The sequence below is a fragment of the Corynebacterium breve genome (assembly GCF_030252165.1).
Classification (GTDB): domain Bacteria; phylum Actinomycetota; class Actinomycetes; order Mycobacteriales; family Mycobacteriaceae; genus Corynebacterium; species Corynebacterium breve.
Genome location: NZ_CP126969.1, coordinates 1446960 through 1461165 on the forward strand (window position 1 = coordinate 1446960; position 14206 = coordinate 1461165).

Here is a 14206-nt window from a genome sequence, read left to right on the forward strand (position 1 = left end):
CTTGCTTTAGCCTTGATACCTTCCCGTGTTGCATGCGCGGTGAGTGTTCGGGATAGAGTCGACGTGATTCCTTAAATAGTGTGAGCGATTTCTAAGTGATTGAGGCATGACTTCCAAACCAACAAGCACCACGCGATCCTCCACCTACCGTTACGATCTTGATGGCCTGCGCGGCTATGCGATCGCCCTAGTTGTTCTCTTCCACGTGTTCGTCGGACGAGTTTCCGGTGGCGTGGACGTGTTCTTGCTCTTGTCGGGCTATTTCTTTTTAGGCTCCCAGCTGCGTTACGCGATGCGCCGTGGAGCAAGCTTGAACCCGTGGTGGCCAATCTGGCGCACAATGCGCAGACTCTTACCGGCTTTGGCGGTGGTCATCGCAGCGACGTTTGTCCTGGCCTTAGTCTTTGCCCCGCAGTTGATCGCCCCGGAGCTGACCACCCAGCTCACCGCCGCGGTATTGTACTACCTTAACTGGGAGCTCATGGCCCAAGACGCCGCGTACTCCGCGGCGAGTGTGGACACCTCCCCGCTGCAGCACCTGTGGTCCATGAGTGTGCAGGGCCAGTTCTACCTGTTCGCCATCTTGTTTGCGCTTGCTGTCGCATGGTTTTCGCAGCGCAAAAACGTGCCCGATGAGAAGGTGCGCCGCGCGAGCGCGATCATCCTCGGTGTGATCACCGTGGCGTCGTTTGTGTACGCGTCGCGCTACGGGATTATCGGTACCGCGGACAACTACTACTCGTTGTTCTCCCGCATGTGGGAGATGACGCTGGGGGCCGTGCTGGCACTGGTGGTATACCGAGTGACAGTTCCTAAGCGCATCGCACCGTGGACGTCGCTACTCGGCGTCGTGATGATCACGATTACTGGCTTTGTGATCACAACGTCGCTGGCGTTTCCCGGACCGTTGGCCCTGCTGCCGCTGACCGGTGCGGTGTTGGTCATCATCAGCAGTGGCGATCACTGGATGACCCGCATGCTCGGGTCCAAGTCGGCTACCTGGTTGGGTGATATCGCCTACTCGCTCTACCTGTGGCACTGGCCGCTGCTCATCATCACCACCGCGATGACGGTGCACAACACCCCGCCGGTGTGGCTCGGCGTGCTTGTCGTTGTGGCATCGCTTGTGCTCGCGCATTTCACGCACAAGTACGTTGAGGCGCCGCTGCGTCAGCATGCAAAGCGCCCGACCACCGCAGATCAGCCGGTGCAGCGGGGTAAGGAATCGCTGCGTACGGTCGTCGGCAAACGGCGTGCCGCGGGAGGGGCTGTAGTCGCAGCACTCCTGCTGGGAATCTTGTCCATTCAGCCGGTCTGGGCCGCGCGCACCGAGCATGCCGACGATGCGTTGGACCCTGCCCGCTACCCCGGGCTAGCAGCGCAGTTCGGCGCACACGTACCACGGGCGAAGGCAGAGCCCGATCCATCGCTGATCGCGGGTATCTATCCGCCGATCAGCGAGATGGGCTGCATGTCATTGATGTATGACGACACCGAGCAGCTCCAAGGCCCCGAATGCTGGCTTGGCGATGTTAGCGCCGAACAAACCGTAGTGCTCGTCGGTGGCTCCCACGCCGAGACGTGGGGCATGCCTCTAGACCAGCTGGGCAGGGAACACGGCTTCCGGGTGATACCGTTTATTCGCCAAGACTGCCCGATGGTGCTCGACGATATGAACGAGATCATCCTAGAGTGCGCCCAGTGGAACGACAACGTGCTACAAGCGCTGCTCGACATCGACCCCGACCTTGTTGTGTCTAACTCCACTCGCCCCGGTGGGGAGATCGGCCAGGGTCCCGATATTGTGCCGGTGGGCTACACCAACTTCTGGAACGTCCTCAACGAGCACCAGATCCCATTTTTGGGTCTGCGTGACAATCCATGGTTCTTCGATCCCGAGGGGCTTCCCCGCGACCCGAACCACTGCATGATCGAGTTCGACGACATGGAGGAATGTTCCATGCCGTTAGAGAAGGTCTACGCGCCCCAAGACCCAGCCGCGCCGATCCTGGCCGAGATGCCCCTGGCCACAAGCGTGGACACCGTGGACTGGTTCTGCACCGACGGCCTTTGCCCGCCGGTCATCGGCAACATTTACGTTTACCGCGACACCAACCACCTGTCCAACGCGTTTGCTGAATCGACTGCCGAAACCGTTTGGGAACACGTTGGTCCTATACTTGGGCAGTCCAGCAAAAACTAGCGTTGTGAAAGCACTTTCTCTGTGACTGTTTCCGCACCCGCACGCCCCGGGGCTTCCGCCACTTCCCCCACCTCGACCTATCGGCACGACCTCGATGGGTTGCGGGGCGTTGCGATCGCGCTTGTCGTCATCTTCCACGTTTTCGTCGGGCGCGTCTCCGGCGGCGTGGACGTTTTCTTGATGCTTTCGGGATATTTCTTCCTCGGCTCGCAGCTGCGCTACGCGGTGCGATCCGGTGCCCGCTTGAATCCGTGGTGGCCACTGTGGCGCACGATCCGCAGGCTTGTCCCAGCACTGGCGGTTGTCCTGGGCACAACCTGGGCAATCATGCAGCTGCTCACACCGTATTTGATCCGCGAGGAGACAGTACGGCAACTCACCGCGGCGCTAACTTACACAATCAACCTAGAACTGCCTCGCCAAAACGCAGACTACGAGGCCGCCAGCCCCGATACCTCACCGCTGCAGCACCTGTGGTCGATGAGTGTGCAGGGCCAGTTCTATCTTGTCGCAATCGCCCTCGGAGTGCTGGTCGCGTGGCTGGTGCGCCGCAGCCTCAATGGCCACAGGGTCGTGGAGAAAGGCGTCGGCCCGCTATTGGTCGTGGTCACTGTCGTGTCCTTCGGCTGGGCCGCGCGCCACGGGTGGGTGGGCACGCCAGAGAGCTACTACTCGTTTTTCTCCCGCTCCTGGGAGCTCGCACTCGGTGGCGTACTAGCCATCTACGGCAAGTACATCCGCATTCCGCAGCGCCTGCGTTCGGCTGCGACCTGGCTGGGTTTGGGCATGGTCGTGTCCACCGGATTTGTCGTTCCGTCCTCGCTGATGTTCCCTGGACCGGCAGCATTACTGCCGATTGGTGGTGCCGCGTTAGTCATCCTGGCCGGCGGGGGCGGGGCGTCACAGCTGCTAGCGTCTGCGCCTGCACAGTGGCTGGGGCGCACCGCGTATTCGCTCTATCTGTGGCATTGGCCGCTGCTTATCATCGCCACCAACGAGCTCGATCAAGACCGCCCCTCCTGGTGGCTGGGTGTCATCATCGTCGTTGTCTCGTTGGCGCTGGCGCAGATCACGTACCGCTTCGTCGAAAAGCCCCTGCAACAGCACGCCAAAAGACCAACGCTTAACGACGACCCCCTCGCCCGCGCCCACGCAAGCTTGGGTACGTTAGCCGGGATGCGCCGGGCCATCGGTGGCGTTGTGATCGCAGGCCTGGTGGCAGCGCTCTTCGCGGTGCAGCCGCTGTACATGGCCGGGTCTCCTGAACGTGGCAACGTGCTTTTGGACCCGCACGAGTACCCCGGTGCGATGGCTCTTCACGGCGCGGAGGTACCTCCCGCAAAACCTGTCCCGACCGAGCAAGTCCCCGGCGGCGAATACGGTTGGCCCATTGGCGATCACTGTTTCTACCCCGAAGAGATGCCCCTTCATCTGCCGATCGAAAACCGCAAGGACGGCAAAACACCGTGCATCTACGGCGACCGCGAAGCCGAGAAAACCGTCTACATTGTGGGCGGATCACACGCTGAGCAGTGGGTGTCAGCCTTTGACATCATGGGGCAAGAGATGGGCTTTCGCGTGCTGATCGATGTCCGCGCCGCCTGCCCCATCGTCGCCGGCAACACCAGTGGCGTATCGACGATGTGTGCCGACTACGGAGCGATGGTCATTGACCGCATTATCGACGAAGACCCCGACCTAGTGGTCTCTACGACAACGCGCCCCGACGAACGTGGGCGCGGCGAAGGCCCTGACGTAGTACCTGCCGGCTACCCGGAGTTTTGGCAGATCCTGGCGGATAACGAGATTCCATTTGTTGGTCTGCGGGATAATCCGTGGGGCATCGACCAAGACGGCGAGCCACGAAACACCTCGCAGTGCTGGTCGGAAAAGCACGACGCGATCGAGTGCGGCATGCTGCGCGAAAAGGCCTACGCCCCGGTCGATCCTTCGGCGACTATTCTCCAATCGATGCCGAACATGATCCCCGTAGACACGGCAAATTTCTTCTGCGACGAGGTCTACTGCCCCGCCGTGATCGGAAATATTGTGGTCTACCGCGATATGCACCACATCACCAACGCGTTCGCGGTGTCCGCGATCCCGCTGCTTCGGCCAATCATCGAGCCGTTTGTGGCGTAGCTGGCGGCCCGGGAGGTCGTCGTAAAGGACAAAGCGCCTGGACTTTCGTGTCCAGACGCCTTTGTTGTTACTTGCCTTTGCCCATGCGCTTCATTGCTTCGTTGAAGTCCAAGTTATTCAGGTCGATGCCTTCCATGCCCTGTGGCATTTGCTTGCCACCTGGCATTCCCGGCATTGCGCCTGGCATACCTGGCATTCCACCGCCCATCTGCTGCTGCATCTTCTCCAGCTCAGCTAGGTCTGGCATTCCGCTTGGCATGCCCGGCATACCGCCGCCCATGCCGCCACGACGGTTCTTCACCGGCTTGCGCTTGCCGTTTTTGCCCTTGCGGCCCTTCGGCTTCTTCTTGGTAGCGCTACGCCCACCCATGCCTGGGCCGCCCATGCCGAACTGGCTGGCCATCTTGCCCATCATCTTCTTGGCTTCGAAGAAACGCTCGACAAGCTGGTTCACATCGGCCACGGCCACGCCGGAACCGTTGGCGATACGCTTTCGTCGAGAAGCGTTGAGAATCTTGGGATCCTCGCGTTCGGCAGGAGTCATACCGCGGATGATGGCCTGGATGCGGTCGAGCTGCTTCTCGTCGACCATATCCGCCATCTCGTTCATCTGCTTGCCGCCAGGCATCATCTTGAGCAGATTGCCGATCGGTCCCATGCGGCGGACCATGAGGAGCTGGTCCAGGAAGTCCTCAAGCGTTAGCTCGCCGGTGCCCAGCTTCATGGCGGCCTGTTCGGCCTTCTCTTGATCCATGACGGCTTCGGCCTGCTCGATAAGCGAGAGGACGTCGCCCATGCCCAGGATGCGACTAGCCATGCGGTCTGGGTGGAAAACGTCGAAGTCTTCCAGCTTCTCGCCGGTGGACGCAAAGAGGATCGGCTTGCCTGTGACTTCACGGATCGACAGCGCTGCACCACCACGGGCGTCACCGTCGAGCTTGGTCAGGACAACGCCGGTGAAATCCACGCCCTCGGCGAAGGCCTGAGCAGTGGTCACGGCGTCCTGGCCGATCATGGCATCGATGACGAAAAGCACTTCATCAGGGTTGACCGCGTCGCGGATGTTGCGCGCCTGGGTCATCAGGGTTTCGTCGATGCCTAAGCGACCTGCGGTATCGATGATGACCACGTCGTGCTGTGCGCGCTTGGCTTCTTCGATACCCGCCAATGCGACCGCGACGGGGTCACCGTGGGAGGTGCCCATCTCATGATCGTGCGAGTCGATGGAAGTACCAGGGTCAGGCGCGAAGGTCTTTACGCCTGCTCGCTCACCGACGATCTGGAGCTGCTGCACAGCACCCGGGCGCTGGAGGTCACAAGCCACCAGCATCGGGGTGTGTCCGTCCTTGGCCAAGTGTTTGGACAGCTTACCGGCCAGGGTGGTCTTTCCGGCACCTTGCAAACCGGCCAGCATGATGACAGTCGGCGGGTTTTTGGCCAAGTTCAGGCGACGGGTTTCGCCACCGAGGATATTGGTCAGTTCCTCATTGACGATCTTGACTACCTGCTGCGCAGGATTCAGGGCTTCAGAGACATCCGCACCATTGGCGCGTTCCTTGATGCGCTTGATAAACGCTTTGACCACAGGTAGAGAAACGTCCGCCTCAAGTAAGGCGAGTCGAATCTCACGGGCGGTGGCATTGATATCTGCCTCGGTGAGCTTGCCCTTGCCGCGCAGACCAGTCAGAGCTGTTTGTAGGCGGTCGGACAGTGACTCGAACACGTTTCCACACTCCCTTGATGGTTAGATAATGAATGCATCCAGCCTAGCGTGTGACCTATATTAAGGTCACATTCCGTCGCCGGATTTCCGTGTTCGAATCTTCGGTGTCGTGATTCGGTGTTGTGGCTTGTTGTGGCTTAGCCCAACAATGCGTCGACGAATCCCTCTACCTCAAACGGGGCGAGGTCGTCCGCGCCCTCGCCTAGACCGACGAGCTTGACCGGCACACCGAGTTCCTCTTGCACCTGGAAAACAATGCCACCCTTTGCGGTGCCGTCAAGCTTGGTCAGGACCACACCGGTGATGTCGACGACATCGCGGAAGACACGCGCCTGGGTCAAACCGTTTTGACCCACGGTTGCATCAAGCACCAAGAGCACCTCGTCTACCTGGGATTTCTTCTCGACTACGCGCTTGACCTTACCCAGCTGATCCATCAGACCAGTCGCGGTGTGGAGGCGTCCAGCGGTGTCGATCATGACCACGTCGGCCTGCTGCTCTACGCCTCGGGCCACCGCGTCGAAGGCAACGGACGCTGGGTCAGCACCCTCTGGGCCACGCACGGTTTCTGCACCGACGCGACGACCCCAGGTCTCAAGCTGGTCGGCTGCTGCCGCGCGGAACGTATCCGCAGCACCGAGGACTACCTTGTGCCCCATGGATACAAGCACGCGGGCGAGCTTGCCGGTAGTGGTGGTCTTACCGGTGCCGTTAACACCGACGACCAAGATGACTGCCGGCTTGCCGTCGACCGGCATTGCCTTGATAGAGCGATCCATGTCAGGTCGGCCTGCCTCGATGAGCGTCTCACGCAGCATTGCGCGGGCTTCCTCCTCGCTGGACACACCACGCTCGGCGATCTTCTCGCGCAGGGAGTCGGTGACCTTCATGGTCAGCTCCGCGCCAAGGTCCGCCATGATGAGGGTATCTTCGATATCTTCCCACGCGTCTTCGTCAAGGTCACCGGCGGTGAGAATACCCAGCAAGCCCTGGCCGATTGCGTTTTGGGAGCGGGACAAACGACCACGCAGGCGGCCGATACGGCCCGCAGCCGGATCGATGTCGTCGATCGGTGCAGGAGCCGGCGCTGGCTCGCCCTCAGGCACTGGGGTCTGCTCGCGGGCTGCCTCGGCTACCTCCGCGGTGACCTGGGCGATGTCCGCAGCCTCTTGCGCTTCTTCCTCGACCGTGCGGGTGTCCTCGGCGTCGGCATGCGACTCTGCTTCGTCGAGCTGCTTTGCAACGTCCACGGTGGTTTCTGGGTCGTTTACGGTTTCCTCGGCGAGGTCGTCGAAAAGCGGGGAAAGATCAACGTCTTCGTCTGCTTCGCCCTGCACTGTATCGGACGAGCTCACGTGCTCTGCGGCCTCAACCGCTTCTTCAGAAACTTCAATCTCCTCAGCGGGCTCTTCTTGTTCTTCTTGGCGGACTACGTCCTTTTCGCCGTCCTCTTCACCGTCTTCTGCGTGTGCTGCAGCTGCTGCGCCGACAACGGCAGCGGTGCCAGCGCCGGCAGCAACAGCCTCGGAAGCTCCGGTCAGGCGCTGGGATTCCTCGGAGGTCTCTGCACGCAGCTCAGGCTCGTTGAGCTCAGAATCGACAAGCTCCTGCTGAATCGGTTCTGCCCCTTCAACTGGTTCCGTGGTGGCTACAGGCTCAGGCACGGTCTCTTCGATAATGCGTGTCTGAGGCTGCTCAGGCGCAATCTGTTTTTCAACAGGCTCTTCAACGGGCTTTGCCACAGGCATTTCCGCAGGTTTCGCCGTAGGTTTATCCAGCGGCTTATCCACGCGCACGGGTTCTTTCTCCGGCGCGTTGGCAGGCGCGAAGTTAAAGCCACCTTGGGCTTGGTAGTTGCCCGACTTCTCTTGCTGAGTCAGCTCCTTCGGCTGGTCATCCTGCTTTTCAAAAGAAATCGTCTTGGACTTCTTCCGGTTGTTACCAATAACAACGATGCCCACGATGATGAGCAGCAGTACGACGACGGCGATAAGGATCCACAAAAGCGTTGAGTTCATGCCCCCAATAGTGCCAGCTTTCGCCCCTCAATGTCGCCCCTAGTTGCCAGAGGAAGTATCCCGATTCGAAGATTCCACTGCTTCATCGGAGGCGGGCGCCGCACCTGCAGGGCTCATGCGCTGGGAAATTACGCGGGTCACACCGTCGCCACGCATCGTGACGCCGTAGAGCACGTTGGCCACGTCCATCGTCGGCTTCTGGTGCGTAATGACGATCAGCTGCGAATCCTTGCGCAGTTCCTCAAACAACGCGATAAGACGGCGTAGGTTCACATCATCTAGTGCCGCCTCAACCTCATCCATCACATAAAACGGTGAAGGGCGCGCGCGGAAGATCGCGACCAGGAAGGCCAGTGCAGTCAACGACTTCTCGCCGCCCGACAGAAGCGATAGGCGCTTGACCTTCTTGCCCGGCGGGCGGGCTTCGATCTCAATGCCAGTAGCCAACATGTCGTCGGGCTCTGTCAGCAACAGGCGCGCTTCGCCGCCAGGGAAAAGTGTGTGGAAGACTCGCGGGAATTCGGCCTCCACATCCGACCATGCCTCGGTGAACAGCGTCAGGATTTGGTGGTCTACCTCGTCGATCACGCCGGTGAGGTCTTCGCGCGCGCGGATCACATCGTCAAGTTGGGTGGACAGGAAGCTGTAGCGCTCTTCCAGCGCCTTGTATTCCTCCAGCGCGAGCGGATTCACCTTGCCCAGCGAGGTCAGGTCCTTCTCCGCCTGCTTCAAGCGCTTTTGTTCCGCACCCAGATCGAATTCAGCGGATGGGGTGTAATCGGCCAGCAGGTCCGCGATGGCAATCCCAAGCTGCTCGGACACTTTGGACTCCGCTTCGTCGATACGCACCTGCGCCTGCGAACGCGCAATATCAGAAGCGTGGGCGTTATCCGTTAGCCGCGAAAGTTGATTGCGCGTGGCATTGACCTTGTCGCGCGCTTGGCTCAGGCGCACCTGCAACGACTTCACTTGGGCGGTTAGCTCGTCGCGCGATGCGGTGGCGCGGACTAGGGCGTCGTCGATGCGCGCTACCAGGTCACGCGCGTGTCCTGCGACAGTGTGTGCCAGTTCGGCTTGGGCTTTGCGTCGCGCCATCGCCGCATCGTGGCGCGCCTTCGACTGCCGCTCATGTTCTGCTTGACGACGAAGACTATCGCCCTTACCCGCCAACTGCTCCGCATTTTGCTGCGCGGTGCGGTACTGCAAGGTTGCTTCCATCTCCATCGAACGGACTTGGGCGAGAGCTGCCGAGGCCTCGTCACGATCGTGCGTTGACGGCTCCGCGGGCTGATCCGTGTCCTCCACGCGCGAGAGGCGATCGCGAGTCTCGGCCAGTTCTTCAGTACGCCGTGCTAGTCGAACATCAGCTTCGGTTGCGCGTTGGGCCGCACGCTCGTGCTCGGCTTTGTTTACCTCGTACTGCTTCCTCAGTCGCTGATAGTCACGCTGCCAAGCCTCCACGTGGGCATCGTGTTCATTGAGGGCCGCGCGGGCACTCGCTGCTGCCACGCGCGCATCCTCAGCGGCGATTTTTGCTCCTTCGAAGGTTCCGAAAAGCTCCTCAAGCTGCTCCCGCGCCGTCGCAAGTTCCGCGCGAGCCTGCTCAATTTGGGCGGTGACCTCCACGGTAGTGGTCTGGCCGGTGCCCGCGGCGACCCAGCCTTCGCCCACGATCACGCCATCCCTGGTGACCGCGCGCAGACGCGGATCCTCCGCGACGATCTTCTGGGCGGCGGTGAGGTCGTCGGCAAGCACGACATCGGCAAGCAAACGCGCCACGGGGCCTTCGATTGCGGGCTCCAGTGTCAGGTGATCCAGCAACCACGACACCTGCGCGTCGCTGTCAAGGCGCCATTGCGCTCCAGAACCGGAAGCATCGACGACGATCGTGCGGTTAGCCTGGGCAAGCTTGTCGACGACCCCCTCGCCCACCTCACCGGCCAGAGCTTCCGCAAAGGTGCCCAACGCGGCGGCTAAAGCGCGGTCGACGCCTGGCTCGGCTTTCACAAGAGCCGCTAGCGGCCCAAAATCTGTACCGAGAACGTCAGCACCGGCCACAGTAGGGGCTGATTCTTCCAGGGTTGCGATGCGCGATTCTAGCGAGTACACCGAGCGCTCGCGTTCACGCTGCTGGTCACGCAACTGTTCCAAGCGCTTCTCTGCGGCGGAGGCTTCGGTCGCGGCGCGGACGTTGGCTTCGTCCAACGGAATGCGTGCTGATTCAAACTCAGCAACTCGTTGGGCCACGTCCGTAGCTTCGCGATCGGCCGTTTGGGTGCGCGCGCGGGTTTCATCGAGAGTCTCGGCAAGTCGGGCGATCTCGTCTTCGGCAGCTTGGACGGCCTGGGCCTGGCTCTCCTCCTGTGCGAGCAATCGGACAACACCTTCTCGACGGTCCGCAATTGCCCTGACCTGCGCTAAGTGTTCTTCCTCAGCAGCGTTGGCTGCATCTTGCCGGAACGAGACTTCTTCGCGGATCGTCTCTAATCGCTCGGCGGCCTCCTCGGCTAGCGCGAGGGCTTCGGCGTACTGCTCGTCGGCGATCAAAGCGCGGGCCTGAAGGTCCTCAGGATCTTGGCCGGAATAGGCGACCTGGGCACCAACATTTGAGGCTCGCTCAGTAGCGATGCGGACGGTGGCGCTGGCCCGCTCTGCCAGCGTCGAGAGTGCAAACCAAAGCTGCTGTGCTACTTCAGCGCGCGGAGCGACCTCTTCTTGTTGAGCCTCAATCAGCTCCTGTTGCTCCGTTGCCTCTTCCAATGCTTCCGTGACGGCCTCGACTTGCTCGGCGAGCATTTCGGCCTGGCGGGCGGCGTCGTTCAGCTTGGCACGCAAATTCACCACCTGGTGTCCAGCGAGCTTCAACCGCGAATCGCGCAGCGTCGCCTGCACCGTCGCCGCACGCTGCGCTGCCTCGGCCTGACGAGCGAGCGGTTTGAGCTGCTTGCCCAGCTCGTCGGTAAGGTCCTGCAAACGGTCAAGATTCGCCTGCATACCGGTAAGTTTGCGCTGCGCTTTCTCTTTGCGGCGACGGTGCTTCAGCACGCCTGCAGCCTCTTCAATGAACGCACGGCGCTCCTCCGGGCGTGATTCTAGGATCTCGGAGAGCTTTCCCTGCCCCACGATGACGTGCATTTCGCGGCCAATTCCCGAGTCGCTTAGAAGCTCCTGGATGTCCATGAGGCGTGCCTTCGAGCCGTTGATCTCGTACTCCGAAGCGCCATCGCGGAACATCCGTCGCGTAATGGCCACTTCCGTGAAATCGATCGGCAGGTGCCCATCGGAGTTATCAAAAGTCAGAGTAACTTCCGCACGTCCCAGCGGGCTACGATTGCCTGCGCCAGCGAAGATGACGTCTTGCATCTTGCCGCCGCGCAAGGTTTTCGCACCCTGCTCGCCCATCACCCAGGCGAGCGCATCGACCACATTCGATTTGCCGGAGCCGTTTGGCCCTACCACGGCGCAAATGCCTGGCTCGAATTTCATGGTCGTCGCAGACGCGAAGGACTTGAATCCCTTGAGCGTCAACGATTTTAGGTGCACCGGGGCATTTTAACACTCACGACCATGCACAATGGGACTCCGACGCGGCATTAGCGCGTGTGAAAGCCGCGTTCCCCGCGCGGATCGCTCTCCAGCGTCACAACGGTGTCTACTCGGCCGGGCCTCCCGGCCGAGGAAGGTTCTTCTTCCAGCAGCTGCAGAAGCTTGGCGACGACCGCCCGCTCCCCTTCGGCCACGACCTCCACCCGGCCATCAACGAGGTTTGCCGCATGGCCGTTAAGTCCCAGCCCGAGTGCCTGGGACCGAGTCCACCAGCGGAATCCAACGCCTTGGACGCGCCCGTGGACAAAGGCTGTAACCCGAATCGTCGTCATGAATGATTACTGTACGGGTATTTCAGGTTCTCTAGAAGAAGAATCCGCCCTGCGAGGATCCACCAAAGGAAGAAAGGCCGCCGATTGGAGCAACCGGTGTTTCTTCCTCGACGGGAGCTTCTACTTCTTCTTCCTCGGTTACGGCGCCAGCCTTGCATTCAACGAGCGCATCATCAAACGCCTTGAAAGCTGCGTACTTGGCTGCTCGCAGTTCTGGATCCGTTACTACCCAGGCCTCGTCGCCTTGTGGCGAAGGCACATAGTCGTGAGAGTATTCATCCAGTGCAGGCTTGATGGCAGCTCGGATTCCATCGATCTCGTCGTGCTTGTAACCGATCGGGCCCCAGAGCTCTAGAAGAGTGATCTCCTCCGGTGTAGGAGTGAACTGGCAGCCATCCTCGAAGTGTTCGATAGTCATTGCCATAGCTGGAGTCGAAATACCACTGGCGATGATGGCAACACCAGCGGTGAGTGCAGCAATTTTGCGGCGCATGTGCTTCTTCTTTCTGTCTTGAAACAGTTTTTACGAAGCAATTAAACTACACGTCAAGCAACAAGGTAGCGCCAACTACACACGGGGGTAGCTAGATTGAACTCAGGGTGTGGTGATAGCTCGGGGTGTTGTGCGGGGACACATCTGGTCGTGCTGGCACGAATATGCGCACCACCTTCTCGATAGCAGAGTCCACAAAATACAGCACGGCGATGAGCACCGCGCATCCGAGAAGAAACAACACCGCCATCATGACACCAACCCTAGACGATGAGATTTTGTTGTCCACCGCGCGTCGCTGCGTCAGTCCCGTCCCAGAATTCGACGTTCTTGAGCTCCGGCAGCATGTCGCGGTGGAAGACGGGGTCCTTGCCTTGTGCGCGCTGCTCGGTGAAGTTCTTGAGCAGCTTGATGGCAACCCCACCCAGCGGAACGATCGCGACTAGGTTGATGAAGACCATGAGTGCTGCGAAGGTATCGCCCAGCGCCCACACCAGCGGGATGGACCCAACTGCGCCAAAGAATACGAAGCCCAAGACCACTGCGCGGAAGAGATTCAACACGGTCTTCGACTCAGTGAGGTACTGAATGTTGGCCTGCGCCAAGTAGTAGTTGCCGATAATCGATGAGAACGCCAAGAAGAACAGAATGAACGTAAGGAAGTGCGTGCCCCACGCCCCGACGGAATCGGACAATGCAGCCTGAGTAAGCGATGCGCCTTGGATTTCTTCACCATACTTAGGGGTTGGACCGAGCAGGATGATAAAAGCGGTGATGGAACATACGACGAGGGTGTCAAAGTACACGCCCAGCGTCTGAACCAGCCCTTGCTTCACGGGGTGGGAGACGGTAGCCGTCGCAGCGGCATTAGGAGCCGACCCCATGCCGGCCTCGTTGGAGAACAAGCCGCGGCGCACACCGTTCATAAATGCAGCACCCAATGTTGCGCCGGCGATCTCTCGCAGTCCCAGCGCGTGCGTCACGATATCGGAGAACATCCGAGGGATCTCGGTGATGTTCAGTGCGAGGACGATCACACCGACGATGATGTACGCACCTGCCATGAACGGAACGATGATCTGGGTAGCACTGGCGATGCGGGTGACACCACCAAAGATGATGGCGCCGGTAAGCAAAGCGACGGCTGCACCGATGATGAGTTTGAAAGTCGTAGAGTCGGCGTGGAAAGACTGGCCCATCGATTCCACGATGGAATTGGTCTGAATGGCGTTGTAGACAAATCCATATGTGATCGACAGCGCGATGGCGAAGAATACCGCGAGTGGCTTCCAACCTAGGCCGCGTGTCATGTAGTACGCAGGTCCGCCGTGGTAGTTGCCGTCCTCGTCCTTGGTTTTCCACAGCTGCGCCAGGGTGGATTCGATAAATGCGGTCGCGCCCCCGATGATCGCGATTAGCCACATCCAAAAGACAGCACCGGGGCCGCCCATCGAGATCGCAACGGCCACACCCGCCACATTTCCCGTGCCCACGCGTGAGGCCGCGGAGATGGTGAAGGCCTTGAACGCGGAGATGCCGTCGTCGTGACTATCGCGATCGTCGGTTGCTGGCTTTTCGGCGACGTAGCGGAACATGTCGGGCAACATGCGCAGCTGGACGACGATGGTTCTGACACCGAAGTACACGCCTGCCAAGATGAGAACCCAAGGGACAACCATCCAGAGGTTGTCGTTGATAGTCGCAGTAATAAACTGCTCTGCTGTTTCCATGAGCAAAGAATAATACGTG

8 protein-coding genes are annotated in these 14206 nt (G+C 60.3%); 2 read left to right on the forward strand and 6 right to left on the reverse strand.

What is annotated here, in order from left to right; translation table 11 throughout:
• The first annotated feature begins 106 nt into the window (after positions 1-106).
• Entirely contained in the window at positions 107-2203 is a 2097-nt protein-coding gene (locus tag QP027_RS07125) for an acyltransferase family protein (protein ID WP_284823625.1), read from the forward strand.
• A 21-nt stretch (positions 2204-2224) separates the two neighbouring features.
• Positions 2225-4345 (forward strand): acyltransferase family protein, encoded by a 2121-nt coding sequence (locus QP027_RS07130; protein ID WP_284823626.1) that lies wholly within the window; start codon positions 2225-2227, stop codon positions 4343-4345.
• Positions 4346-4412: 67 nt separating this feature from the next.
• On the opposite strand, the gene ffh is transcribed toward QP027_RS07130, so the two are convergent.
• The 6 genes from ffh to QP027_RS07160 all read right to left on the reverse strand — a co-directional run bounded on the left by ffh (position 4413) and on the right by QP027_RS07160 (position 14187).
• Entirely contained in the window at positions 4413-6068 is a 1656-nt protein-coding gene (gene ffh, locus QP027_RS07135; RefSeq protein ID WP_284823628.1) for a signal recognition particle protein, read from the reverse strand.
• Between the two features lie 137 nt (positions 6069-6205).
• Complete coding sequence (ftsY, locus tag QP027_RS07140) at positions 6206-8086, reverse strand: signal recognition particle-docking protein FtsY (protein ID WP_284823630.1); 1881 nt, start codon at positions 8084-8086, stop codon at positions 6206-6208.
• 39 nt (positions 8087-8125) lie between these two features.
• Positions 8126-11629: a chromosome segregation protein SMC gene (gene smc, locus QP027_RS07145; protein WP_284823632.1), complete on the reverse strand. Its 3504-nt coding sequence runs from the start codon at positions 11627-11629 to the stop codon at positions 8126-8128.
• A gap of 50 nt (positions 11630-11679) precedes the next feature.
• Positions 11680-11964: an acylphosphatase gene (locus QP027_RS07150; RefSeq protein WP_284823634.1), complete on the reverse strand. Its 285-nt coding sequence runs from the start codon at positions 11962-11964 to the stop codon at positions 11680-11682.
• Between the two features lie 31 nt (positions 11965-11995).
• A complete protein-coding gene (locus tag QP027_RS07155; RefSeq protein ID WP_284823636.1) occupies positions 11996-12457 on the reverse strand; it encodes a hypothetical protein in 462 nt (153 codons plus the stop codon).
• A gap of 263 nt (positions 12458-12720) precedes the next feature.
• Positions 12721-14187: an alanine/glycine:cation symporter family protein gene (locus QP027_RS07160; protein WP_284823637.1), complete on the reverse strand. Its 1467-nt coding sequence runs from the start codon at positions 14185-14187 to the stop codon at positions 12721-12723.
• Positions 14188-14206 lie beyond the last annotated feature (19 nt).

What these genes read in the sequence shown, in the direction of transcription:
- QP027_RS07125 (WP_284823625.1), top strand. Translation starts at nt 107, where the DNA reads ATGACTTCCAAACCAACAAGCACCACGCGATCCTCCACCTACCGTTAC.
- ftsY (WP_284823630.1), bottom strand. Translation starts at nt 8,086, where the DNA reads ATGAACTCAACGCTTTTGTGGATCCTTATCGCCGTCGTCGTACTGCTG.
- QP027_RS07150 (WP_284823634.1), bottom strand. Translation starts at nt 11,964, where the DNA reads ATGACGACGATTCGGGTTACAGCCTTTGTCCACGGGCGCGTCCAAGGC.
- QP027_RS07155 (WP_284823636.1), bottom strand. Translation starts at nt 12,457, where the DNA reads ATGCGCCGCAAAATTGCTGCACTCACCGCTGGTGTTGCCATCATCGCC.
- QP027_RS07160 (WP_284823637.1), bottom strand. Translation starts at nt 14,187, where the DNA reads ATGGAAACAGCAGAGCAGTTTATTACTGCGACTATCAACGACAACCTC.